The sequence below is a fragment of the Kribbella sp. NPDC056861 genome, assembly GCF_040687575.1.
Classification (GTDB): Bacteria; Actinomycetota; Actinomycetes; order Propionibacteriales; family Kribbellaceae; genus Kribbella.
This window is the reverse complement of sequence record NZ_JBFBNQ010000006.1, coordinates 257,141-279,294: the sequence shown is the minus strand read 5'-3', so window position 1 is coordinate 279,294 and position 22,154 is coordinate 257,141. Positions and strand designations below refer to the sequence as shown.

The 22,154-nt window shown below is 68.6% G+C and carries 20 protein-coding genes; 7 read left to right on the top strand and 13 right to left on the bottom strand.

Annotated elements, in window-relative coordinates; all coding sequences use genetic code 11:
- Window positions 1-103: 103 nt before the first annotated feature.
- Window positions 104-535 (bottom strand): pyridoxamine 5'-phosphate oxidase, encoded by a 432-nt coding sequence (locus tag AB0P21_RS29485; RefSeq protein ID WP_363700490.1) that lies wholly within the window; start codon window positions 533-535, stop codon window positions 104-106.
- A 64-nt stretch (window positions 536-599) separates the two neighbouring features.
- Between AB0P21_RS29485 and AB0P21_RS29480 the strand changes: the two genes are divergently transcribed.
- Entirely contained in the window at window positions 600-1,241 is a 642-nt protein-coding gene (locus AB0P21_RS29480; RefSeq protein WP_363700489.1) for a helix-turn-helix domain-containing protein, read from the top strand.
- Window positions 1,242-1,291: 50 nt separating this feature from the next.
- Here the strand turns inward: AB0P21_RS29480 and AB0P21_RS29475 are convergent, their stop codons facing one another.
- The 4 genes from AB0P21_RS29475 to AB0P21_RS29460 form a co-directional block, all read right to left on the bottom strand.
- Window positions 1,292-2,944 carry a cation acetate symporter gene (locus AB0P21_RS29475; RefSeq protein ID WP_363700488.1) on the bottom strand — a complete coding sequence of 551 codons (1,653 nt, stop codon included), beginning with the start codon at window positions 2,942-2,944 and terminating at the stop codon, window positions 1,292-1,294.
- Window positions 2,941-3,282: a DUF485 domain-containing protein gene (locus tag AB0P21_RS29470; protein WP_363700487.1), complete on the bottom strand. Its 342-nt coding sequence runs from the start codon at window positions 3,280-3,282 to the stop codon at window positions 2,941-2,943. Before AB0P21_RS29470 ends, AB0P21_RS29475 begins: the two co-directional genes overlap by 4 nt.
- 115 nt (window positions 3,283-3,397) lie before the next feature.
- Window positions 3,398-4,165: a methyltransferase domain-containing protein gene (locus tag AB0P21_RS29465; RefSeq protein ID WP_363700486.1), complete on the bottom strand. Its 768-nt coding sequence runs from the start codon at window positions 4,163-4,165 to the stop codon at window positions 3,398-3,400.
- Between the two features lie 95 nt (window positions 4,166-4,260).
- Window positions 4,261-4,992: a hypothetical protein gene (locus AB0P21_RS29460; RefSeq protein ID WP_363700485.1), complete on the bottom strand. Its 732-nt coding sequence runs from the start codon at window positions 4,990-4,992 to the stop codon at window positions 4,261-4,263.
- Window positions 4,993-5,149: 157 nt separating this feature from the next.
- On the opposite strand from AB0P21_RS29460, the gene AB0P21_RS29455 reads away from it, so the two are divergent.
- Window positions 5,150-6,292: a hypothetical protein gene (locus AB0P21_RS29455; RefSeq protein ID WP_363700484.1), complete on the top strand. Its 1,143-nt coding sequence runs from the start codon at window positions 5,150-5,152 to the stop codon at window positions 6,290-6,292.
- 8 nt (window positions 6,293-6,300) lie between these two features.
- Here the strand turns inward: AB0P21_RS29455 and AB0P21_RS29450 are convergent, their stop codons facing one another.
- A complete protein-coding gene (locus AB0P21_RS29450) occupies window positions 6,301-7,671 on the bottom strand; it encodes a serine/threonine-protein kinase (protein ID WP_363700483.1) in 1,371 nt (456 codons plus the stop codon).
- Between the two features lie 35 nt (window positions 7,672-7,706).
- Between AB0P21_RS29450 and AB0P21_RS29445 the strand changes: the two genes are divergently transcribed.
- Window positions 7,707-8,264 carry an RNA polymerase sigma factor gene (locus AB0P21_RS29445; protein ID WP_363700482.1) on the top strand — a complete coding sequence of 186 codons (558 nt, stop codon included), beginning with the start codon at window positions 7,707-7,709 and terminating at the stop codon, window positions 8,262-8,264.
- Window position 8,265: 1 nt separating this feature from the next.
- On the opposite strand, the gene AB0P21_RS29440 is transcribed toward AB0P21_RS29445, so the two are convergent.
- Genes AB0P21_RS29440 through pseB form a run of 5 tightly spaced genes read right to left on the bottom strand, consistent with a single transcriptional unit; the run spans window position 8,266 to window position 13,323 of the window.
- Window positions 8,266-9,006, bottom strand: a complete 741-nt coding sequence (locus AB0P21_RS29440; RefSeq protein WP_363700480.1) for a glycosyltransferase family protein — start codon at window positions 9,004-9,006, stop codon at window positions 8,266-8,268.
- Entirely contained in the window at window positions 9,003-9,833 is an 831-nt protein-coding gene (locus tag AB0P21_RS29435; protein ID WP_363700479.1) for a hypothetical protein, read from the bottom strand. The genes AB0P21_RS29440 and AB0P21_RS29435 overlap by 4 nt, the downstream gene beginning before the upstream one ends.
- Window positions 9,833-11,218: a hypothetical protein gene (locus AB0P21_RS29430; protein WP_363700478.1), complete on the bottom strand. Its 1,386-nt coding sequence runs from the start codon at window positions 11,216-11,218 to the stop codon at window positions 9,833-9,835. The genes AB0P21_RS29435 and AB0P21_RS29430 overlap by 1 nt, the downstream gene beginning before the upstream one ends.
- The gene (locus AB0P21_RS29425) at window positions 11,215-12,339 is read right to left on the bottom strand and encodes a DegT/DnrJ/EryC1/StrS family aminotransferase (RefSeq protein ID WP_363700477.1); all 1,125 of its coding nucleotides are present in this window, start codon (window positions 12,337-12,339) and stop codon (window positions 11,215-11,217) included. Before AB0P21_RS29425 ends, AB0P21_RS29430 begins: the two co-directional genes overlap by 4 nt.
- Window positions 12,340-12,342: 3 nt before the next feature.
- Entirely contained in the window at window positions 12,343-13,323 is a 981-nt protein-coding gene (gene pseB / locus AB0P21_RS29420; RefSeq protein ID WP_363700476.1) for a UDP-N-acetylglucosamine 4,6-dehydratase (inverting), read from the bottom strand.
- A 97-nt stretch (window positions 13,324-13,420) separates the two neighbouring features.
- Between pseB and AB0P21_RS29415 the strand changes: the two genes are divergently transcribed.
- Entirely contained in the window at window positions 13,421-14,446 is a 1,026-nt protein-coding gene (locus tag AB0P21_RS29415; RefSeq protein WP_363700475.1) for a spore coat protein, read from the top strand.
- On the opposite strand, the gene AB0P21_RS29410 is transcribed toward AB0P21_RS29415, so the two are convergent.
- Complete coding sequence (locus tag AB0P21_RS29410) at window positions 14,431-16,650, bottom strand: hypothetical protein (RefSeq protein ID WP_363700474.1); 2,220 nt, start codon at window positions 16,648-16,650, stop codon at window positions 14,431-14,433. The genes AB0P21_RS29415 and AB0P21_RS29410 overlap by 16 nt on opposite strands.
- 50 nt (window positions 16,651-16,700) lie before the next feature.
- Entirely contained in the window at window positions 16,701-19,154 is a 2,454-nt protein-coding gene (locus AB0P21_RS29405; RefSeq protein WP_363701261.1) for a hypothetical protein, read from the bottom strand.
- 65 nt (window positions 19,155-19,219) lie between these two features.
- Here AB0P21_RS29405 and AB0P21_RS29400 point away from each other — a divergent pair, with 65 nt between their 5' ends.
- From AB0P21_RS29400 to AB0P21_RS29390, 3 genes are read left to right on the top strand one after another with little or no spacing between them, the layout of a single operon-like run.
- Complete coding sequence (locus AB0P21_RS29400) at window positions 19,220-20,212, top strand: glycosyltransferase family 2 protein (RefSeq protein ID WP_363700473.1); 993 nt, start codon at window positions 19,220-19,222, stop codon at window positions 20,210-20,212.
- 11 nt (window positions 20,213-20,223) lie between these two features.
- Complete coding sequence (gene rffA / locus AB0P21_RS29395) at window positions 20,224-21,378, top strand: dTDP-4-amino-4,6-dideoxygalactose transaminase (RefSeq protein WP_363700472.1); 1,155 nt, start codon at window positions 20,224-20,226, stop codon at window positions 21,376-21,378.
- Window positions 21,375-22,139 (top strand): N-acetyltransferase, encoded by a 765-nt coding sequence (locus AB0P21_RS29390; RefSeq protein WP_363700471.1) that lies wholly within the window; start codon window positions 21,375-21,377, stop codon window positions 22,137-22,139. Before rffA ends, AB0P21_RS29390 begins: the two co-directional genes overlap by 4 nt.
- Window positions 22,140-22,154 lie beyond the last annotated feature (15 nt).

Genomic DNA, 22,154 nt, shown 5'->3' with positions numbered 1-22,154 from the left:
ATTGCATGAGATCTTCGGAAGTTTCGTCAGATTGCAAGTTTCTTGCGCAGCGCTGGCTTATTGTTACGGCAGCGCTACGCGAGCGTCAACGGTTCGTGAAGGCTCAATCGGCCGAGGTGTCCGAGCTGAGCCAGCGGGTGGGGCGGAAGGTCAGCAGGGTGACGAGGTGCTCGGGGTCGCCGAGTTCGGCCTGGACGTAGCCCTGCGCGTGCTCCTCGGGCATGTAGCGGCCGGCGATCGCCAGCATCTGCTCGGGGGTCGGCGTGCTGACCTCGACCAGTTCGGCCTCGACCGTCACGTACGCCGGGGGCATCTGCTCGCGCTGGACCACGAAGCTGATCACGCCGGCCTCCTTGATCCGCTCGAGCCGCTTCGGCGCCCGGCGCTGGGTGCCGGTGAACATGGTCAGGTCGCCACCGGGCTCGTAGGCGTAGAACGTCGGGACGCTGGTCGGCGGCGTACCGGGCGCGCCGGCCACGCTCAGGACGCCCACGTGGGCGTCGGCCAGGAACTCTTCGCGCTGTTGCTTGCTCATCTTTGCCATGCATCAAGCTTCATAAAAGCAAGTAGAGTCTGTCAAGAGGAGTAGAGTAGGAAATATGACGACGAAGACCTACGGCCAGTACTGCGGGGTCGCCCGCGCGCTCGAACTCGCGGGGGAGCGCTGGGCGTTGCTGGTCATCCGCGACCTGCTGGTCGGGCCGAAGCGGTACACGGATCTGCGGGCGGGGTTGCCGAAGATCCCCACCAACGTGCTCGCCACCCGGTTGAAGGAACTGGAGCAGGCAGGTCTGGTCGCCCGCCGGGTCGAGCCGCGCCCGTCGCGGGCGATCGTCTACGAGCTCACGGCGTACGGGGCTGATCTGGAGGACGTCGTACTCGCGCTGGGCCGCTGGGGTGCGCGCTCGCTCGGCGAGCTGCGGCCGGGTGAGATCGTCACCACCGACATCCTGGTGATGGCGCTGCGCTCTACTTTCCTGCCGGGCAAGGCGAAAGCGAAGTACGAGCTGAGGTTCGGCGAGCTGGTCATCCACGCGATCGTCGACGGCGAGGAGTTGACCGTCGACCTCGGACCGCTGGAGAAGGCGGTGGTGGTGGAAGCCTTCGCGCCGATCGCGCCGCTGCTCACCCGCACCATCGACGGAGCCGAAGCCCTGCGCTCAGGTCTGATGAAAACCTCGGGTACCGCGAAGGACCTGGATCGCTTCGCAGCCACCTTCCCGATCGGCACCCCCACGTAAAAGACCCGCAGCACCGTCGAAGGTGCTGCGGGTCTCTTGCTGCTGAGAATTTAGTGCTTGCCTGCGCTCTCTGCGCCGGCGCCGGTGAGGGCTCGGACGGAGAGTTCGTTGTAACGGTTCGACGCGGACTTGTCCTTGCCGAGGAAGGTGCCGACCACGCCGAGCAGGAAGCCGAGCGGGATCGAGACGATGCCGGGGTTGGACAGCGGGAACCAGGCGAAGTCGGCGCCGGTGATCATCGACGTGGACTTGCCGGAGACGACCGGCGAGAAGATCACCAGGACGACGGCGGAGATCAGGCCGCCGTAGATGCTCCAGACCGCGCCGGAGGTGTTGAAGCGGCGCCAGAACAGGTTGAACAGCAGCGCCGGCAGGTTGGCCGAGGCGGCGACCGCGAAGGCGAGTGCGACCAGGAAGGCGATGTTCAGCTTCTGGGCCGGGATCGCCAGGCCGATCGCGACCGCGCCGATACCGATAGCGGCGAAGCGGGCGACCCGGATCTCGTTCTTCTCGGTCACCTTGCCCTTGGCGATCACGTTCACGTACAGGTCGTGCGCGAACGACGACGCCGAGGTCAGCGTCAGGCCGGCGACCACCGCGAGGATGGTGGCGAAGGCGACCGCCGCGATCAGCGCCAGCAGGATCGCGCCGCCGAGCGAGTCGGCTCCACCGCCGACCACCTCGGCGAGCAGCACCGACGCGGTGTTGCCCTTCGAGGCCGCGACCGCGCTGTCCTTGCCGGTGTTGAGCAGCGCCGCGGCGCCGAAGCCGAGGGCCAGCGTCATCAGGTAGAAGGCGCCGATCAGGCCGATCGCCCACTGCACCGACCGCCGCGCCGAGCGGGAGTCCGGCACGGTGTAGAAGCGGATCAGGATGTGCGGCAGGCCCGCAGTACCGAGGACCAGCGCGAGCCCGAGCGACAGGAAGTCGATCTGGCCGACCAGGTCCTTGCCGTAGAGCAGGCCGGGCTGCAGGAACGCCTCGCCCTTGCCCGAGTTGGCCGCGGCCGCGCCGAGCAGCTTCGACGGGTTGAAGTCGAACTTGAGCAGTACCAGGAAGGTGATCAGCAACGTGCCGGTCATCAGCAGCACGGCCTTGACGATCTGTACCCAGGTGGTGCCGCGCATGCCGCCGATCGTCACGTAGATGATCATCAGCGCGCCGACCAGGATGATCACGCCGGCCTTCAGGCCCTCGCTCTTCACACCGAGCAGCAGCCCGACCAGCGAACCCGCGCCGACCATCTGGGCCAGCAGGTAGAAGATCGACACCACGATCGTGGACGACGCCGCCGCGGTACGGACCGGGCGCTGCTTCATCCGGAAGGCGAGCTGGTCGGCCATCGTGAACCGGCCCGAGTTGCGGAGCAGTTCGGCGACCAGCAGCAGCGCGACCAGCCAGGCCACCAGGAAGCCGATCGAGTACAGGAAGCCGTCGTACCCGTAGAGGGCGATCTGGCCGGAGATGCCGAGGAAGGAGGCCGCGGACATGTAGTCACCGGCGACGGCGAGACCGTTCTGGGCGCCGCTGAAGGAGCGGCCGCCGGCGTAGTAGTCGGCGGTGGTCTTGTTCTGCCGGGACGCCCACCAGGTGATGTACAGCGTCACGGCAACGACCGCGGTGAACAGCGAGATGGTCAGCGCCTGGTTGCCGGGCTCGGCGTCGGCGAGTGGGACAAGCAGAGGTGTGGTCAGCTGTGTCATCGACGGCGCTCCCTCTTGTACTTGGCGTTCAGCCCCGCGGCCAGCGGGTCGAGCTTGCGGTTCGCGAACCGGCCGTAGATCGCGGCGATGACGAAGGTCGAGACGAACTGGAGCAGGCCGAAGATCAGCGCGACGTTGATGTGCCCGATCACCTTGTGACTCATGAAGTCACGCGCCCAGTTGTTACAGGCGACATAGGCCAGGTACCAGACCATGAACGCGACCGTCCACGGCACGACGAAGTTCTTGTACCGCCGTTTCAGCTCCTGGAAATCTCGAGCCTCGTGGACGGCCTCGTACGCCCGAGCTTCTCGCTCGTGCCCAGTTTCCTCTGACATCTGCACCCCTTAGTCCGGAACGCGAACAAGGGCACGTTAGCGGTTGGTCCCGGGTTTGTGACCGAAAGCAACAAAATCGTTCTCGGCAGCAAGCTGCCGGAGGTGGTGGTTCGGCTCAGGCCATCGTGCGGCGGTAGTTCGCCAGGTCGCTGGGGCGGGTGCGGTAGCAGTTGGTGAAGTACGGCATCCGCAGCGGTTCCGGCGGGCGGGCGGTGCTGTCGTAGATGCCGTCGATCTGGTCGAGCACCGAGTCGCGGCGCGATTCGGTCAGTACCGCGACCCGCGAGTGCGACATCGCCAGCTGCTTGAGCCCGTTGCGGTCGAGGTCGTGCCAGTGCCGGAAGCGGGCCGTCTCGACCATCGCGAACAGGTCGGACTGGAGCAGCGTCGGCATCGGGTCGAACTCGTCGGCCAGGTGGTCCTCGCCGATCATCGCCCGGTGCAGCCGGCGGACCCAGGGGACCACCGTGTCGTAGTTGTTCCAGAGCAGGCCGAGGACGCCGTGCGGGCGCAGTACCCGAGAGATCTCCGGCAGCGCGCGGCTGTGGTCGAACCAGTGGAAGGCCTGGCCGACGATCACCGCGTCGACCGAGGCCGGCGCCAGCGGGATCGACTCGGCCGCCCCGACCATGGTGTCGACACCGGTCAGCTTGCGGCAGACCGACAGCATCTCCTCGGACGGGTCGACCGCGACCACGTCGTGCCCGAGGGCGGCCGCGACCTGGGCCAGCTTGCCGGTGCCGGCGCCGAGATCGAGGATCTGCAGCCGCCCCGGACCGAGGATCCAGTTCAGCGCGTCGGCAGGAAACGTCGGCCGGCCCGCGTCGTACGCGGCCGCGACGGCGCCGAAGGAGTGCGCGCGTGCTGAGTCGTCGGTGGTCATCACGCCAAATCATGCCGTAGCCACGCGCATGCGATGCGTTCATTCGGCGGTTTTCCACCATCCGGCCTGGGGCGACCGCGATCAACGGGCCCGAATCAGCTCATGATCCAGCCCCAGCGCTTCAGGTTCGGGACGTAGACGAAGGTCCAGCCGCGGTCGTGCTGACCGGTCGGCCGCACCCGCCAGCCGGCCGGCACGTTGCCGATCACCAGGGAGTTGGGCTTGTCCCGCAGCGTGCCGGGCTTGGTGGTCTTGACCAGCTTGCCGGGGATCGCGCCGTGGGCCGGACGCCAGTCGACGTCCACCCAGCCCCGGGCGGACTGGCTGCGCGCCTGGAACTTCCGCTTCGGCCGGACCTGACCCGCCGGGATGGCGGGCGTCTTGTGGGCCCGCCACTTGCCGCTCTCGTACCGCCAGTAGTTGCGGGCGGGCTGGCCGACGGTCGTGCCGATGCAGTCGGTGTCGGTGAAGCCCCACCACGGGAACCCCTTGTCGTGGCCGCGCGGGTCGGAGACCAGGGCGGTCTTGCTGCTGACGTTGTAGCGCCAGATGATCTGGGTACCGGTGACCGTCCACGGGGTGCCCTTGCGGGAGTGGTTCGGATAGATCTTGCAAGGCGTGTCCATCGTGTACGTGATCAGCAGGATCTTGCTGTGTCCGCAGGTCTTGCCTTCCCGGGGAGTCGGGTCCTTGAGACACGACGCCGGTGGTTTCGGGTCGGCGGCAGCGTCGGCGAGCGGGCGGGCATCCGCCGGGACGGCACCGGCGGTGGTGAGGACCAGGCCACCCAGCAAAGTGGCCGTGAGCAATGATCGGGGCGTACGCATGGAGAACTCCTGTCTGGAAGGGGACAACTCACGCATCTGATCGGTGGCCGGGCCGATTCGGTTCTCGAAAAGTCGCAAGAACTTTTCCGGCCCGCGGACCGATCAGATGGCTGGTACCGGATCAACCGGCGCCGAGCGATGACGAGAGGACGACAAGATGAACCGGACCAGCAGGGTGAGTGGCGTGCTGGCGGCGGTCGGGATCGTGGTGGCCGCCGCGCTGATCGGTGCCACCGCGGCCGCGCTGACCGGTGGCTCCGAGCGCAAGTCGAGCGGGACCGTGGCGCCGATCGGCGAGACGCCCAGCGCGAAACCCAGTACTCCGCCCAAGGTCACCGGGCCGGCCTCGGTCAAGCTGAACCCGGCCAAGCTGAAGTCCGGCGCCGCGCCGTCGGCGCCGTACCTGCTGAACCGGAAGCTGGTCGGCGACGGGCCGACGGTCGCGATTCCGGGCGATGGCACCGTGACGGCGGTGGTCAGGTCCAAGGCCCGCACGCTGGTGCTGCTGGACCTGACCGATCCCTCCGGCGGGACCGAGCTGGTCAGCTACGACGGCGCGGGCAAGCAACTACGGCGGATCCCCGACGTGTCGGACCTGTACGGGTCGCCGGACGGCCGGAGCGCCGCCTGGGTCCAGCACACGGTGGACGAGAAGGGTCCCGTCCCCGGCGCGACGCTGACCTTCAGCGATCTGGCCACCGGGCGCAACACGGTGCTGGACCTGCCGAAGGATCTGATCGTGGTGCCGATCGGGATCCAGGACGGCGTGGTGCTGTTCGTCACCGCGGTCAAGCAGGCGATGCAGCTGCACAGCTGGAAGGTCGGCGACGCGACCGCGACGCTGATCGACAAGCCGACCGAGGAGCCGATCCTGCTGTCACCCGATCAGCGGAGCCTGGTCGAGCGGCTGGGCGAGGGCGTCATCCCGGACTGCGACCAGCTGGTCAACCGGGCCGACGGCACCAAACTCTGGCAGAACTGCAGCTGGCTGGTCCGCGAGTTCTCCCCGGACAGCCGCACCGTGCTGACGGCGCCGAAGAACATCACCCAGGAGGACCGGGTGGCGATCTTCGACGTGGCGACCGGCAAGCTCATCCGGCAGTGGACGGTCGGCACCGAGGCGTTGGAGGCGACGATCTACGAGGACGACGACCACGTCCTGTTCACCGTCGCGGCCGACGACCGGCGGATCGTCCGGTGCACGATCTCGGACGGGACCTGCGAGCAGGCGACCAAGCCGGTCGGGATCGAGAACTTCGAGGACTACGAGGTACTGCCGCGCGGCGGTGCCTCGGCGTGATCCGTCGCTCAGCTGCCCTTGCGGGTCGAGTCGACGACGGCCCGGCCCTGCTCGATCGTCGTACTGCGAACCTGCACGCGGGCGAGCAGGTCGCCGAGGTCGACCACCGCCTCGACGATCGAGGTGCCGCCGGGGCAGCCGGCGAACTCCTGGGTGATCCGAGGCTTCTCCGCGGTCGGCTGGTTGAGCTGACCCGCCTGTTGGCACTCGGGGTGGGCGGTGAGCGAGTTGGGGAGCGCATCCTTCGGCAGTACGCCGAGGAACACGCCGGGCTGACTGGAGTCGGCCGCGCTGAAGCGGTCGGACTGCGCGGAGGCGACCAGCGTTGGTTTGGGCTCGCCGCCGCCGGGGGTCCATTGGCTGGTCCGTACGTCGCTGGCCCAGTCGCCGGGGACCAGGACGGAGACGGCAGCTCCGTCGGTGCCGACGCGGGTCTCGCGGTCGCCGCGGATTGCTTGGTAGCCGGCGAAGCCGCCCGCGCCGGCGAGGACTGCTGCAACAGCAACCAGCGCTGCAAGCTTCAGTTTCTTCTTCTGATGATTGAGCTCTGGCCGGACAGTGATGGCGTCTGTTGGGCGGACTTGCGCCAGGGCGGTGGCGAAGGCGTCGATGGTCGGCCAGCGGCGGTCGCGGTCGGGCTCCAGCGCCCGCAGCACCACCGCGTCGTACTCCGGGGGGACCGCAGCGCGCCGACTCGGCGGCTCGGGAAGACTCTTGAGCCCGAGAACAGCCTCGAGGCTGCCGAAATCATGCGGCGGCCGACCCGTGAGCGCGGCGTACGCGACCGCGCCGAGCGAGTAGACGTCAGCCCGCTCGTCGAGTCCGAGCGCCCGCACCTGCTCCGGCGCGACGTAGGTCGGTGTACCGGACGGGATGGTGATCCCGGAAGCCTCCTGCAGCGCCTTGCCGAGCCCCAGGTCGCCTACCACCACCCGGTAGCCGCCGGGCTCCTGGTGGAAGAGCAGGTTGGCCGGCTTGACGTCACGGTGCAGCAACCCGGCCCGATGCAGCGCGCTGATGCCCTGGGCAGCCTGCAGGATCGTGTCGACGGCAGCGCCCACCGGCAGCGGTCCACTCCGCAGGCGATCGGCCAGCGTCCCGCCGTCGGCGTACGCCAGGACGAGGTACGGGCGCCCGTCGGGCAGCTCGCCGACATCGTGCACCCGGACCAGGTGCGGCGAGTCGACCTTCCGCAGGAATCGGCCCTCGGCCAGGAACCGGCGGCGGATCTCGGTGTCCTCGACCAGGTTGTCGGCGAGTACCTTGATCGCGACCGGCGTGTCCAGCAGGTCGTCGTGAGCCAGCCACACGGTGGCGAAACCGCCACTGCCGAGCCGTCGTACGATCTCGAATCGGCCGATCTGGCGAGGGACGGTCACGGGGTCATTCTTACCCTCCATCGATCGGAGTACCGATGAACGGCCCTGAGCAGGCGGCTGCGCTGGACGAGTTGGCCCAGCGCGCGGCCCGTGGCGAGCCGGCCGCGCTGGAGGATCTGCTCCGCCGGATCCGGCCCGACGCGGTCCGGATCTGCCAGCGGCTGCTGCCCTATCCACAGGACGCCGAAGAGGCCGCCCAGGACGCGTTGTTCCGGATCAGCCTCAAGATCGGCACGTTCGAGGGCCGCAGCCGGTTCTCGACCTGGCTGTACGCCGTCGCCTCGAACTGCGCCCGTGAGACCTACCGCACCCTCCGCCGCCGCTCGCTGGAGGCCACCTCGCCGGTCCAGCCCGACCGGCCCGACCCGCGGACGACGAGCGTGATGGCCGGCACCCGGCTGGACCTGCTGGAGGCCCTCGAACGCCTGGGCCAGGAACGCCCCGAAGCCGTTGCCCCACTCGTACTGCGTGACGTCTACAGCCTCCCGTACGGCGACATCGCCGCCGAGCTGGACATCCCGCTGGGCACGGTCAAGTCGCGCATCCACGCCGGCCGGGACGCGATCCGTCCCTACCTGCTGCCCGGCCGCTGACTCAGTCGCCGAGCTTCTTCTGCTCGATGTGCGCGTTGAGCGCGGCGAGCTCGGGATGCTCGGTCAGCACGCCGACCAGCTCGGCGCAGTTGAGCGTGCTCGCGGCGTACTCCTCGAACAGCGCGGTGAGCAGCAACCGATCGTCCGAGGTGTCCAGCGTCAGCCGGTACTCCGCTCCGCCGCCGCTCCAGGAGAGGTTCTGCAGCCGGATGTCGCCCGGGCGGTTCTGGTGCAGGTACGACGTGACGTGCTCACGATCGGCCTGCAGGGTCGCCTTCGCGTCGGCCTCCAGCAGCCGCTTGGTCGAGAACACCTCGTAGTCCATCCCGCGCGGATAGGTCCGCTCCAGGCAGTTCGACAGGTACAGGTCCTCGTCGTCCTCGGCCCGCCAGCGGTCGACGCCCGCGGCAACGACCTCGGGGTCGATCAGCGGGCAGTCCGAGGTGACCCGAACCACCCCCTCCAGCCCGTACTGCGTTGCCGCGCCAGCGAACCGGGACAGCACGTCCTGCTCGCTGCCCCGGAAGACCGGCAACCCGAGCTTCTCGGTCAGGATCACGATCGGGTCGTCGTCCACGTTCGTGGTGGTCGCGACGATCACCGGCAGCCCGGTCGCGACCAGCCGCTCGACATGGTGCTCGAGATAGGTCCGCCCATCGGCGGTCAGCAGCACCTTGGCAGGCAGCCTGGTGCTGGTGGCACGCGCCTGCGTGATGACGCCGATCTTCCCCGTGAATGTCACTGAACTGCCTTCTTCGTCGTCCACTGGAACATGTCCCGGATCTCCGCCGGGTGGGCGAGGTTCTCGACACCCAGTTCGGCGTCGGTGAACTCGCGGGCCTGCTGCAACGGTACGTACGGCTGGTCCATCTCGGGCCACAGCCGCTTGATCCGGGCCTGGCCGCCGAACGACGGATGCTCGTTCTCGAGCAGCATCGGATCGCCGTAGACACCGGGCTGCAGGCCGAGCGAGGCGCCGTACAGGATCGCGGTGCTGAGCCGGTTGGAGGCGACCCGGCGGTGTTTGCGGAGCTCCTTCAGCTGTTTGAGCAGGAAGTCCTGGTCGGTTCTGCGCCAGTGCAGGCCGCGGTAGCCGTGCGTGATGACACGGAAGCCGGCCTGCTCGTAGACCTGCCGGATGGCCACGTTCTCGTACTCGTTCCAGTACAGGCAGACCGTCACCGGACCCTGCTCGTGCTCGTTGATCGAGGCAACGATCCGGCCGTGGTCGCCGAGCACGTGCTGGCCTTCCCAGCCGTGGAACGGGTAGAAGATGGTGCCCTCGGCATCGGCCGCGGGCGTCGCCAGCTCGGGGTGCACCTGCAGCAGGTAGAGCCAGGGCGCGCCGATCACCGAGTAGTTGCGCAGCCCCATCGACCAGCCGCGGCGCCGGACGCTGTCCGACCAGACGAACTTGGGCATCCCGGCCACGAACGCGGTGTTGTACGCGAAACCGTCCAGGATGTTCCAGCCGTGCTGCAGATAACCCCAGATCCGCGGCGAGCCGCGCAGGCCGGCGTACTTCGCCATCACGTGCGCGTGGCCGTAGAAGTGGTTGGCGTGGTGCATCAGAGCCGCCGGAGTCGCTTCACGATGACGCGGGCCGGGTTGAGCACCGCGTGACCGATCCGGTAGGGCCGGGACCGCCGGATGCCGTCCAGCTGACTCTCGAACCAGGTCGCCTGCTCGTTGGCATCGGCAAGCTCCTGGGACAGTCTCGCGATCGTCGCCAGCTGCTCGGCCTGACCCTGTGGCTGAAGGTTGTCGAGGGCAACGGTCAGCTCGCCGTCGACGGTCAGGCCGACCATCGAGGCAAGCCTGCTGGTCAGCGCCTGGGTGTCGCCGGCCCACGGTTGCCGAGAGCCCGCTTCCTGGGCCCGTCGGACAAAACGCGCCAGGTGCTCCACCGCGCCACCCGAAACCACCACGCCGCTACCGAACAACCGGTACTTCGTACCCTCCACGATCACGTTGTCCGGCGAGGCGATCGCCGCCGACTCCGGATCGAGAGAATGCAGCCACGTGATGTACGCCGGAACCATCCGGCGGAGTGCTGCCTGGTCATCGATCTTCAGCGCCGCCAGCAACTGTTCTTCCAGCAGCACGCCGGTGCCGGTCGGAATCACCTTGTTCGGAAGGGTTTCCGGACCTTTGTCGCCGACAACGAAGTACCAGACCGGGGCCAGCTCGCGGCCGAGTCCAGCGGCGACGGCATCCTGGACCAGACGATAGGGGTCCATCAAGGTCTGCCCGCTGTGGCGCGCGGCAACGGACCTGGCGATAGCCGCCGCAGTCAGAGGTCCGGTCGGCGTGAGCAGAGCAAGATCCGCCGCGATCAAGTCCGGGTAGACGCTGTAGACGGTGGTGTTGGCGGCCAGCGCGCCGAGCGCGGTGCGGATGCCCGCCAAGCCGACCGGGGCCTGGAGCGCGCCGTCGACAACGCTGGGCCAGTCCTCGTTGCGTGGTACGCCGGCCGTGACATCGGGTTGGATCAACCGCTCGATGCCGAAGGCGTTCTCAGCAGCCAGCAACAGCCGACCGCGCGGCGCCATCCGCGCTTTGAGCAGCGCGAGGGCATCGGTCCACGACATCGCCGGGCTGTCGGGGCCGACCAGCCGGGGAAGGCCGTCGAGCGCCACGACCACGTCGTACAGGTCGGTGCCGGTGAAGCGGTCGAGGGCGCCGCAGTACACGCGGCGGCCGACGACGCGGGCGATCTGCTCGGCGTCAGGCGCGGAGCGGACCAGTACGTCGACCGTCGCGGCCTTGGTCGCGATCCGGTCCAGCAGTTGCAGCGAGTGCGGTCCGACGACCAGCACCTTGTCGGTCGGCCGCAGGGTCGCGTCCAGCAGGGCGGCCGTGGCCGGGCCGCCGGTCGCCGGACGTCCGTCGGTGGGACGCAGATCGGACCAGTTGAGCATCTCTGCCCCAACCATCAACAGGCTTGTAGTCACCGCACCAGTTTCGTCAGCGTTTCGATCACCCGGTCGACGTCGGCGTCGGTCAGGTCGGGGAACATCGGCAGCGAGAGCTCCTCGCGGTAGAACTGCTCCGCGTTGGGGCACAGGCCGCGCTGGTAGCCCTGTTCGGCGAAGACAGGGTGCCAGTAGACAGGAATGTAGTTCACCTGGACGCCGATCCCGGCAGCGCGCATCCCCTCGAACACCTCGCGCCGCCGGTCGCCCAGCACGCGGACGGGGTAGAGATGCCAGGCAGGATCGACGCCGGCCCGCTGCGGCGGCGTCCGCAGACCGTCCACACCGCTCAGCGCCTCGTTGTACTTCGCGGTGATCTCGGCGCGACGCTGCTTGAAAGCCGTGAGCCGGCGGAGCTGGGACAGGCCGAGCGCGCAGGCGAGGTCGGTCAGCCGGTAGTTCACGCCGAACTCGTGCACCTCCTGGTGCCACGGGCCTTCGTCGGTGATCGCGAACCGGGAGGGATCGCGGACCAGCCCGATGAAGTGGAACTCGTGGATGCGCTGGGCGACCGCCGGGTCCTTGGCGACGACCGCGCCGCCCTCGCCAGTGGTGAGGTTCTTGGTCGGGAAGAACGACAGCGTGGTCACGTCGGCCAGGTCGCCGACCGGGCGGCCGGCCGCGAAACCGCCGACCGAGTGGGCCGCGTCGTCCAGCGTCGAGGCGCCGACGCGGTCCGCGATCCGCTGGAGCGCGTCGTAGTCCGCCGGGTGGCCGGCGTAGTCGACCGCGGCGATCACCTTGGTGCGGTCGGTGGCGACCGCGTCGACCGCGGCCGGGTCGAGCAGCGCGGTGTCCTCCTCGACATCGGCGAAGACGATCTTCGCGCCGAGGATGGCGGCGGACGACGCCGTGGCCACGAAGGTCATCGGGGTGGTCACCACCTCGTCACCGGGGCCGACGCCCAGACCGGCGTACGCCATGTGCAGGGCGGCGGTGCCGGAGGTGCAGCTGATCGCGCGGTGGCCGCCGGTGAGCTCGGAGATCGCGGTCTCGAAGGCGGTCACCGCCGGGCCGGTGGTGAGCCAGTCGCCGCGCAGTACGGCGGTGACTGCCTCGATGTCCTCGTCCGAGATGGACTGGCGGCCGTAGGGGAGCATCTGTCAGTCCTCGAGCAGGATCTTGCGGATCTCGTCGATCGAGTACCACTGGTCGTTGGTGTCCGAGGCGTAGTGGAAGCCGTCGTCGACCGGTGTCCCGCCGGTCGGTGGGACGTATCCCCACGAGGCCAGGTCCGGCTGGAGCACGAAGCGGTTGCCGAGGATCAGCGCGCGGCGGCCTTCCTCCGGGCTGATCATCTCCTCGTGCAGCTTCTCGCCCGGGCGCAGGCCGACGTCGTGCATGCTGGCGCCGGGCGCGATCGCCTCGGCCAGGTCGGTCACCTTCATCGACGGGATCCGCGGCACGTACAGCTCGCCGCCGGTCATCAGCTCGAACGAGTCGACCACGAACTGCACCGCGTCCGGCAGCGTGATCAGGAACCGGGTGCAGCGCAGATCGGTGATCGGCAGCGACTGGCCGGCCTCGTGCAGGGCCCGGAACTTCGGGATGATCGAGCCGCGGCTGCCCATCACGTTGCCGTACCGGACCACGCTGAACCGGGTCTCGTACGCCGCCGCGTAGTGGTTGCCGTTGATGAACAGCTTGTCCGCGGTCAGCTTGGTCGCGCCGTACAGGTTGATCGGGCTGGAGGCCTTGTCGGTGGAGAGCGCGACGACCTTCTTCACGCCGGAGTCGATCGCCGCCTCGATCACGTTCTGCGAGCCGATCACGTTCGTCTGGACGAACTCCCACGGGTTGTACTCACCGCTGTCGACCTGCTTCAGCGCGGCCGCGTGCACGACGTAGTCGACCCGGTGCATGGCCCGCATCAGCCGGGCCCGGTCCCGCACGTCGCCGAGGAAGAACCGCAGCCGCGGGTCGTCGCCGAACGCGGCCCGGACCTCCCACTGCTTCAGCTCGTCCCGGCTGAACACGATCACCCGGCGCGGATCGAGCCGCTCCAGCGCATGCCGGATGAACGCCCGGCCGAAGGACCCGGTGCCTCCGGTGACGAGAATGTCGGAGCCGGTGAGGATGGACACGTCAGACCCTTCTGAGCCACATTTCCGAACCACGCGATCACACCGCGCAAGTCCGTACCTTAGCTGGCCGCCCGAAGGGACCGGATACGGTCTGGACATGCTGCGGGTTGGGGTCAGGTGTGACGTGGGGGTCCGGCGCGGGGTCGGGCACGTGATGCGGAGTCTGGCCTTCGCGGAGGAGCTGCGCGGGCGCGGGGTCGAGGTGGTGTTCGTCTGCGACAGCGGGACGGTGCCGTGGGCGGACGAGCAGATCCGCGGGCGGGGGATCGCGATCGAGGCGGCGGTGTGGACGCCGGACGAGCACCTGGCGCTGGTCGAGCGGTTGCGGCTCGATGCGGTGGTGTTCGACTCCTACGATCTGCCGGGCGAGGTGTTCAGCGCAGTACGCCGGTCCGGGGTGCCCACGCTGGCGATCGTGGACGGCGACCTTCGTGGCGGCGATGCCGACGTACTGGTGGATCAGAACCTGGGAGCCGAGTTCGACCAGCCTGTGCTGCCTGCAGGCGCAGTACGGCTGGCTGGGCTCGACTACGTGTTGCTTCGCGACGAGGTGCTCGCGCTGCGCCCGACCGAGCCGCCGGTACTCCGGCAGGGCGGGGTGCCGAAGGTGTTCGCGTTCTTCGGCGGCACTGATGCCTACGGAGCCGGCCCGTACGTCGTACGAGCGCTGGCTGCGACAGGTGTTCCGTTTGAGGCGACAGTGGTCGCGCCCGATGAGCAACTGGTCCAGGCGATCGGCGCAGTACCGCTGCAACAAGGGCAGCAGGTGCAGGTGATCGGCCCGACCTCGCAGCTCGCACAGGCAGTGGTGGAGTCCGACCTGGTCGTCAGCGCTTCCGGTACGTCGACCTGGGAGCTGCTGTGCCTAGGCGCCACAGCAGGACTCGTCTGCGTCGTGGACAACCAGGAGATGGGCTATGAGCGAGCAGTAGCCACCGGTGCGGCAGCAGGTGTCGGCACACTCGCCGCGCTCAAGGCAGATCCAACAGAAGCAGCCGCAGCACTACGGACCTTGCTGACCGACCCGCAAGAGCGCGCACAGCTAGCCCAAGCAGGGTGGAAATTAGTAGACGGTCAGGGCCGAGCACGTGTGGCCGATGCGTTGCTTCACCTGATCTCGTAGATCGTCGCGTCCAGCGTCGCGTGCCGCAGCCGCACATATTGCTTCAGCTGCGGCGACACCAGACCGGCCCGGTTGTCGGCGTACAGCCATCGCACGCCCAGCTTCCGCAGCCGCTGGATGATCGCCTCCGACGGTGACGTGAAAGTAGCGTCGTTCGCCGCGAGTTGGTCCTTGTTCCAGTACGGCACCTGGCTCGCCTCGACCCCGGTAGTGGCCGAGATACGGGTGGACCTGTTGGTCCGGACCCAGCCTTCGATCAGCACCTGCCGCTCGGACAGCGCCGCGATCCAGAAGTGCCGGCTGTCGCAGGTGACGCTCGTCTGGGTGAGGCAATGCGCGTTGGTGGCGACCAGATCATCGGCCGGAGTGTTCTCCTTCAGCCACCGGGCGGCATCCGCCTGGGCCTCGGTCGGCCCGTCGCGACCCGGTCGGCCGTAGACGACATTGCTCGCCTGCTCCGACACCAGCCCGAACACCGGCAGCGTGGCCGCACCGACCATGCTCGCCGTGACCAGCGCAGCGCAGAAGGCCGTCACCAGACCACCCTTGCGTCGGCCGAGCTTCCAACCGACTGCCACCACAAGGCCGACTGCCACCAGCGCCGCGACCGTCCAGATCAACGGCTCCTTGACACCCCGAAGATCCGCCGAGGTCCAGCGAGCAACACCACAACCGACCACCCCGAGCCCAGCGGCAACCGCCACCAGTGCGGCACTCCGGCGATCCTCCAACCGCTCGACCAGCCGCGCCAGCCCCACACAGGACAGCACCGCCAGGAACGGAAAGGCCATCCGGTAGAACGACAACGGCTGACTGGTCACCAGCGCCGCCACGAACCCGCCGATCGCAAATCCCGCGATGTAGATCCCACCCGGATCCCGCCAGAACCGCCGCAGGAACAGCACCCCGACCACCGCGAGCCCCCAGGCAGCAAGGATCACCACCGCACTGATCAGCTTGGCCCGCTGCTCCGTCTCGACCGCGCCCAAGATCGACTCGTACGGCGGAAGCTGCGTGAACAGCTCGCCGAACTTCACCTGCAACCCGGACGACTCGCCGCCGAAGACCACCACCACCGAGCCGATGAACAGCCCGAGCGCGATCACGACGCCGAAGAACGCGTTCCGGGTCGACCGGCGGAACAGGAACACCAGCAGAAACCCGCAGACCGCCATCGGCAGCACGGTCGCCTTGGCGCCGGCCGCGGCCAACGCGACCAGGAGCAGCAGCAACCAGCGACTCCGCGGCGGCTGCTTACGCAGTACGTCGATCGCGAGCACGGCCAGCACGAGCGCGAACATCAGCCCGAGGTTCTGGGTGGGGCTCAGATAAGCCCCGGACACCATCGACACCCCGCCGACCGACAGATCGTGCAGCGGCTCCAACGCCCCGCCGAGCCCAGCCACCAGTACGGCGAGCGGCCCGGCCCACAAGGCAGCAGCATTCTCACCGGGCTGGATGAACCGCTGCGTCAACGCGAACACCAGCGCGCAGCCGGCCAACGCGAACGGCAGCCAGATCAGCGTGTAGATCAGTTGAGTGAGGTCGATCCCGGTTGCCCACGAGGTCGCCGCGGTGACCTGGTGGAAGAAGGTGTGGAACTTCATCGGCTCGCCGCCGACCCACAACGGCACGATCGGCACATCGGCCTTCGCGCTGGCCGCGAGTGCCTGGTGGAAGGCCATCCCCGGATCGCTGACCAGCGGATCGGCGTACGCCGGTGCGTAGCGCTCCGGGCCGTTGCGGTAGATCGCGAACAGCACCAGAGCGGTGGCCAGCGACAACAGCCACGCGGTCAGCGGCGCGAGCGGGGCCTCGACCCGGCGCCAGACGCGGTTGCGGACATCGCGATCCAGGACGCCGAGGACGAGCACGATCGGCGCCCAGCCCCAGGCCCAGCGTTGCAGCCCCACCGAGGACGCGGCCAGGTAGACGATCAACTGGGCCGCCGTGCCGATCGCGAAGCCGGCCGCGAAGTCCTCCACCAGATTGCGGCGGTACGCGCCGATCAGCCGCCAGATCACCAGCCCCGGCAGCAGCACGCCGACCATCAGGAACAGGCCGAACTTCAGCACGTCGAAGACCGGCGCCCGGGCGATCAGGAGCACCAAGACCAGCAACAGGACCGGAAGCGCGGCCATTCGCCCGGCAAGGGTGCCGGCGCCGGTTTCCCTCGGCCCGCGCCGTCGAGCCCTGGAGTGCATGGGCGTCACCCTAATGCCGCACCGGCTCCTATGAGTAGCCGTGCTGTTACTTAGCGAAGCTCGTAGACCAACGCGTCGGGGGTCCGGAAGCGCAGGGTGGCCAGACTGTTCAGGGTGCTTGAGACGATCGTCTGAGTCGGGTCGGCGTACAGCCAGCGGACGCCGTACTTCTCCCGCAGGACCCGCAGGTTGTCCCGCGTCGGCGCGACGAAGACGATGTCGTTGTCCTGCAACCGGGGCTGGTCCCAGAACGGCAGCGAGTTCGGGCCCATCCCGGTGCCGGCGACCAGGTCGTTCAGGGTGTTCGTGTAGCCCCAGCCCTCGATCAGCACGTGCCGCTCCGACAATGCTGAGATCCAGAAGTGCCGGGCGTCGCAGCCGATGGTGTTCTTCATCGCGCAGTGCGCGTTGGTCGCGATCAGTTCACCCGGCGCCGCGTGCTCGCGCAGCCAGCGCGCCGCGTCGGCCTGGCTCTTGGTCGGGCCGAGCAGCTGCTTGTCGGTCTGCGGCGCGAGCGTGACCGGCTTGTACTCCGCCATCGCCTGGATCGGCAGGAACAAACCGGCGCCCATCCCCGCGAGCATGAAGGACGCCAGCGCGATCCGGGTCGGCCGTCCGCGGCGATGCCCGAGCTTCCACAGACCGGTGACCGCGGCGGCGACCAGCAGCAACAGCGCGATCGTCCACACCCACGGCCCGATCAGCCCGTGCAGCGATCCATCGGCCTGCCGGAACGGTTTCGCGTCCGACCGCACGATCGCCCGGGCCGCGGCGGTCGCGCCGATCCCACCGGCGACCGACGCGAGCACGATCAGGTCGGAGCGTTTGTCGGCGAACCAGAACACCACCATCCACACCCCCGAGGCCGCGAGCGCCGCGATCACCGGTACTGCGGTGCGGTGGAAGTACAGCTGGCTGGTCCCCGGCTGGTCGGTCAGCAGCATCGCGCAGAACCCGGCGATCGAGATGCCGACCAGGAAGATCGTGCCCGGATCGCGGAACCAGCGGGCCGCGCTGCCGACCAGGATCAGCAGCCCGGCCGAGCCTAGCACCAGGCCGAGGCAGGCGGTGATCCCGCTGATCCACATGGCGCCGTGGTCGAACTGGCCGGACGGCAGCGGATCGGCGATCAGCGGATAGATGCCGATCTTGGCGAACGTCACCCAGGGCTTCACCGCGAGCCCGGACGAGTGCATGCCGAACACCACCACGATCGAGGTGGCGAAGATTCCACCCAGGACGGCGGCGATCAGCAGCGCCACCCCGGACAGCCGGCCGTAGCAGAGCCGGATGAAGACGACCAGCGCGAGTCCGCAGATGATCAGCGGCAGCACGGTCGCCTTCGAGCCCGACCCGGCCGCGGCGATCACGACGAACAGCAACCACGAAGAGGGCGCGCTGCGGCCGCGCAGCAGGTCGACCCCGAGGATCGCCAGCAGGGTGATCAGCGCGCCGCCGAGGTTCTGGGTCGGGCTGCCCCAGACGTAGTTCATCAGGCCTTCGGACAGCAGCGAGGCCTGTGGATAAGCGCTGACCGTACCGCCGATCGCGGCGACCGCGATGGCGAGCGGTCCGGCCCAGCGCGAGCTCGGTGCCAGCCGGTCGGTGAGCGCGAAGATCAGCGCGACCCCGGCGATCAGCAGCGGCACCCAGCCGATCGTGTAGACGAGGTCGGTCAGGTCCACACCGGTCGCCCACGAGGTGGCGGCCGTGAACTGGTGCCAGAAGTAGTGGTAGTCCATCTGCTCACCACTGACGTACGGCGCCTGCAGCGGGAAGTCGTACTTCGCACTGGCCGACAGCGCTTGGTGGAAGGCCATGTCAGGCGAGTTGGAGCGGGCATCCGTGTACGGCGCCGGCAGCAGGTTCCGGTAGCGGCCAGTGCCGTACACCGGCAGGGCGCAAGCCAGCACGATCAGCCAGGCGGTCAGCGGATGGACTGGGCGCTCCACCTTGCTCAGTACTCGTTTGCGCCACGTCGGGACGGACACGGCGACCAGCAAGACAGGCGCAGCCCACAGCCAGGCCCACTGCTGCAGCCCGAGCGGTGCGACCGCCATATAGACCAGCAGCAGGATGGACACGCCAACCAGCGAGCCGGCGGCGATGTCCTCGATCAGGTTGTGCCGGACCGGGCTGGCCAGCCGCCAGAGGATGAAGCCCGGCAGCGTCAGCCCGAAGACCCAGAACCGCAGCAGCGCCACGATGCTGTCCCCGGACGCGTGCCCAGCCATCAACCAGATCGCCAGCCCGGCCAAGGCGATCCCCGCGCCGACCTTCACCAGACGTGCGGTCAGTGTCTCCGGGTCCTGCCGGGGCGGAGCTTGCGGTGGCCGGATGACAGCCCGGAACTTCCGCGACGAGGCCCGCAATCGAGCGGCCTCCCGCAGGCGGCTCTCCTCGATCTCGCGGGCTTTCTCAAGCTGACGGGCGCTCTCCCGGAGCAGGGCCGCCTCGCGCCGACGTGCGGCGAGGCTGGTGGCGCGAGGCGCATCGCCCGTCATGATTGACACCACCGCAGCCTAACTGCGCAGGGTCCGAGTAGCCTCCCTCGCAAGGGAGGTCCGCAATGGCAGCTCAGCCTGTTCTGTCCGTCGTCGTGCCGATGTACGACGAGGAAGAGGTGCTGCCGATCTTCTTCGAGCGGATGCACCCGCTGCTGGACGGGCTCGGAATCGCCTACGAAGTACTGGTGGTCGACGACGGCAGCCGGGACAAGACGGCCGCACTGGTCACCGAGGCGGCCGCCACCTGGCCGCAGCTCCGGCTGGTCCGCCTGCTCCGCAACTCCGGTCACCAGGCCGCCCTGTCGGCGGGCTTCCGCAAGGCCCGCGGGGAGTACCTCGTCACCATCGACGCCGACCTGCAGGACCCGCCGGAGGTCATCGCCGACCTGCTCGCCACAGCGCGCGACCAGGATGTCGACGTCGTGTACGGCGTCCGCTCCGACCGCTCGAGCGACTCCTGGCCGAAGCGAACGACCGCCCGGATGTACTACCGGCTGATGTGCCGCCTGGTCGGCAAGCAGATCCCGTTCGACGCCGGCGACTTCCGGCTGGTCTCGCACCGGGTGGTCGAAGCGGTGAACGCGTTGCCCGAGGACGGGCGGGTGTTCCGGCTGGTGATCCCGTGGCTGGGGTTCCCGAGCGCAGAGGTCGCCTACGTCCGCGCCGAGCGGGCGGCAGGCGTGACGAAGTACAACTGGTCGAAGATGTTCCGGCTGGCCTTCGACAGTGTGACCGCGTTCTCGGCGGCGCCGCTGCGGCTGGCCACTTGGCTCGGTCTGCTCGGCGGGCTGCTGTCCTTCGGGGTGGTGATCGCCGCGCTGGTCATCAAGCTGGCGGGCAACAGCATCCCCGGCTGGACGTCGACAGTGCTGGCCGTAGGAGTCATCGGCGCCATCCAGTTGCTCTGCCTCGGTCTGTTGGGCGAGTACGTCGCTCGCTTGTTCCAGTCGAGCCAGAAGCGTCCGCAGTTCCTGGTCGGCTACGACAGCCTCGAAGACCCCGGCCACCACAGCTACGCCGAGGCGATCGAGGCCCAGCAAGAAGACCAGCGGTAAGCTCCGGACCCATGCCGGAGTTGTCACCCATCCCGTTCGTCAAGGCATACCTGGCGGGTGACGAGCTTGCCTACGTGAACCAGTCGTTCACCTCTGCCGCGGTCACCGGCGACGGCCCTTTCACCGCCCGTGCGACCGAGCTGATCACCAAGCTCACCGGCGGAATCGCGGCGCTGCTGACCACCTCGTGCACGCACGCGCTGGAGCTGACCGCGCTGCTGCTCGACCTCGGGCCGGGCGACGAGGTGATCATGCCGTCGTTCACCTTCGTCTCCACCGCCAACGCCTACGTACTGCGCGGCGCGGTCCCCGTCTTCGTCGACATCCGCCCGGACACGCTGAACCTGGACGAGACCCAACTGGAAGCCGCCGTCACCGAGCGGACCAAGGCGATCGTGGTCGTCCACTACGCGGGGGTCGCGGCAGCCATGAACGAGGTACTGGCGGTCGCGGCGCAGTACGGGCTGGCGGTGATCGAGGACAACGCGCACGGGCTCGGTGGGACCTACAAGGGTCGCCCGCTCGGTTCCTTCGGTCTGATGGCGACACAGTCGTTCCACGGGACCAAGAACGTGCACTGCGGCGAGGGCGGCGCACTGGTGCTCAACGACGCCGACCTGGTCGCCCGAGCCGAGGTGATCCGGGAGAAGGGCACCAACCGCAGCCAGTTCTTCCGAGGCCAGGTGGACAAGTACCGCTGGGTCGACCTCGGCTCCAGCTATCTCCCTGCCGATCCGCTGGCAGCGTTTCTCACGGCCCAGCTGGAGCAGTTCGACAAGATCCAGACCCCGCGGCACGCGATCTGGCAGCGGTACGACGAAGAGCTCGCCGTCTGGGCCGCCTCGCGGGGAGTCGGCGTACCGACCGTGCCGGCCGAGTGCGTGCACCCAGCGCACCTCTACTACCTGCTGATGCCGTCGCCGGAAGACCAGCAGGGCCTGATCGCCCACCTGCGCGAGCTCAACATCACCGCCCCGTTCCACTACGTCCCACTGCACTCGTCGCCGGCCGGTGAACGCTACGGCCGGGTCGCCCCCGGCGGCTGCGACATCACCGAGCTGGTCAGCGGCCGGCTGGTGCGCCTGCCGCTGTTCAGCCAACTGACAGCAGACGAACAGAGCCGTGTCATCGACGGCGTCCACTCCTACGACCTGGTTGCCGCATGAGTTGGTACGACGCCCTGGAGTCCGGCGAGCTGACCAGCAAGCCGGGTGAGTACGAGTCGAAGCGTTTCGGCGTCTCGGTGGACCGCATCTCCGTCTCAGCCTCAGCCGGTACTCCGCTGGACGAGGTGCTCGCCGCTGTCGACAAGTCCACCGCCGACGTCGTCGTACTGCGCTACCCCGCGCGCGAGGTGCACTGGTTCGCGGCACTCGCCACCGGCTCCCGTACTGCGCTACTGGCCGACAGCCTCGTCTACTGGGCTCTCCCGGTCGGCAAGGGCCGTCGCCCGGCGCCACTGGCCGGGTTCAACGCGAGCCTGGAGAAGGCGGTCGACGACGAACTCGTGGACGACCTGGTCGGCGACATCTTCGGCGACTACGGCAACCACTACTGCGCGAACCCGCTGTTCAAGCGCTCCGAGGCACTCGCCGGGTACCAGGAGTGGGCCCGGCGCAGCGTCGCCGAGTCAGGCGCCGTCGTACTGCGTGGGCCGGATCGCCGGGTGCTCGCCCTGGCGACGGTCGACCAGGAGCGCTCGTGGACCGAGGTCCAGCTGGCCGGCGTGGTACCGGCTGAGCAGGGCCGTGGACGGTACGGGCATCTGCTCGCCGCGGTCGAGGACGCGAGCACGGCGAGACGCTTGGTGATCTCCACCCAGGGGCATAACACTGGGGTGCAGCGGGCCTGGGCGAGGTACGGATTCGAGCCTGTCCACACCTTGCTGACAGTGCACTTAGTAGCCGATCGGTTACTGCTAGCATGACGAACCGAACGAACT

What these genes read in the sequence shown, in the direction of transcription:
- AB0P21_RS29485 (WP_363700490.1), bottom strand. Translation starts at nt 535, where the DNA reads ATGAGCAAGCAACAGCGCGAAGAGTTCCTGGCCGACGCCCACGTGGGC.
- AB0P21_RS29480 (WP_363700489.1), top strand. Translation starts at nt 600, where the DNA reads ATGACGACGAAGACCTACGGCCAGTACTGCGGGGTCGCCCGCGCGCTC.
- AB0P21_RS29475 (WP_363700488.1), bottom strand. Translation starts at nt 2,944, where the DNA reads ATGACACAGCTGACCACACCTCTGCTTGTCCCACTCGCCGACGCCGAG.
- AB0P21_RS29470 (WP_363700487.1), bottom strand. Translation starts at nt 3,282, where the DNA reads ATGTCAGAGGAAACTGGGCACGAGCGAGAAGCTCGGGCGTACGAGGCC.
- AB0P21_RS29465 (WP_363700486.1), bottom strand. Translation starts at nt 4,165, where the DNA reads ATGACCACCGACGACTCAGCACGCGCGCACTCCTTCGGCGCCGTCGCG.
- AB0P21_RS29460 (WP_363700485.1), bottom strand. Translation starts at nt 4,992, where the DNA reads ATGCGTACGCCCCGATCATTGCTCACGGCCACTTTGCTGGGTGGCCTG.
- AB0P21_RS29455 (WP_363700484.1), top strand. Translation starts at nt 5,150, where the DNA reads ATGAACCGGACCAGCAGGGTGAGTGGCGTGCTGGCGGCGGTCGGGATC.
- AB0P21_RS29445 (WP_363700482.1), top strand. Translation starts at nt 7,707, where the DNA reads ATGAACGGCCCTGAGCAGGCGGCTGCGCTGGACGAGTTGGCCCAGCGC.
- AB0P21_RS29435 (WP_363700479.1), bottom strand. Translation starts at nt 9,833, where the DNA reads ATGCACCACGCCAACCACTTCTACGGCCACGCGCACGTGATGGCGAAG.
- AB0P21_RS29425 (WP_363700477.1), bottom strand. Translation starts at nt 12,339, where the DNA reads ATGCTCCCCTACGGCCGCCAGTCCATCTCGGACGAGGACATCGAGGCA.
- AB0P21_RS29415 (WP_363700475.1), top strand. Translation starts at nt 13,421, where the DNA reads ATGCTGCGGGTTGGGGTCAGGTGTGACGTGGGGGTCCGGCGCGGGGTC.
- AB0P21_RS29410 (WP_363700474.1), bottom strand. Translation starts at nt 16,650, where the DNA reads ATGCACTCCAGGGCTCGACGGCGCGGGCCGAGGGAAACCGGCGCCGGC.
- AB0P21_RS29405 (WP_363701261.1), bottom strand. Translation starts at nt 19,154, where the DNA reads ATGACGGGCGATGCGCCTCGCGCCACCAGCCTCGCCGCACGTCGGCGC.
- AB0P21_RS29400 (WP_363700473.1), top strand. Translation starts at nt 19,220, where the DNA reads ATGGCAGCTCAGCCTGTTCTGTCCGTCGTCGTGCCGATGTACGACGAG.
- rffA (WP_363700472.1), top strand. Translation starts at nt 20,224, where the DNA reads ATGCCGGAGTTGTCACCCATCCCGTTCGTCAAGGCATACCTGGCGGGT.
- AB0P21_RS29390 (WP_363700471.1), top strand. Translation starts at nt 21,375, where the DNA reads ATGAGTTGGTACGACGCCCTGGAGTCCGGCGAGCTGACCAGCAAGCCG.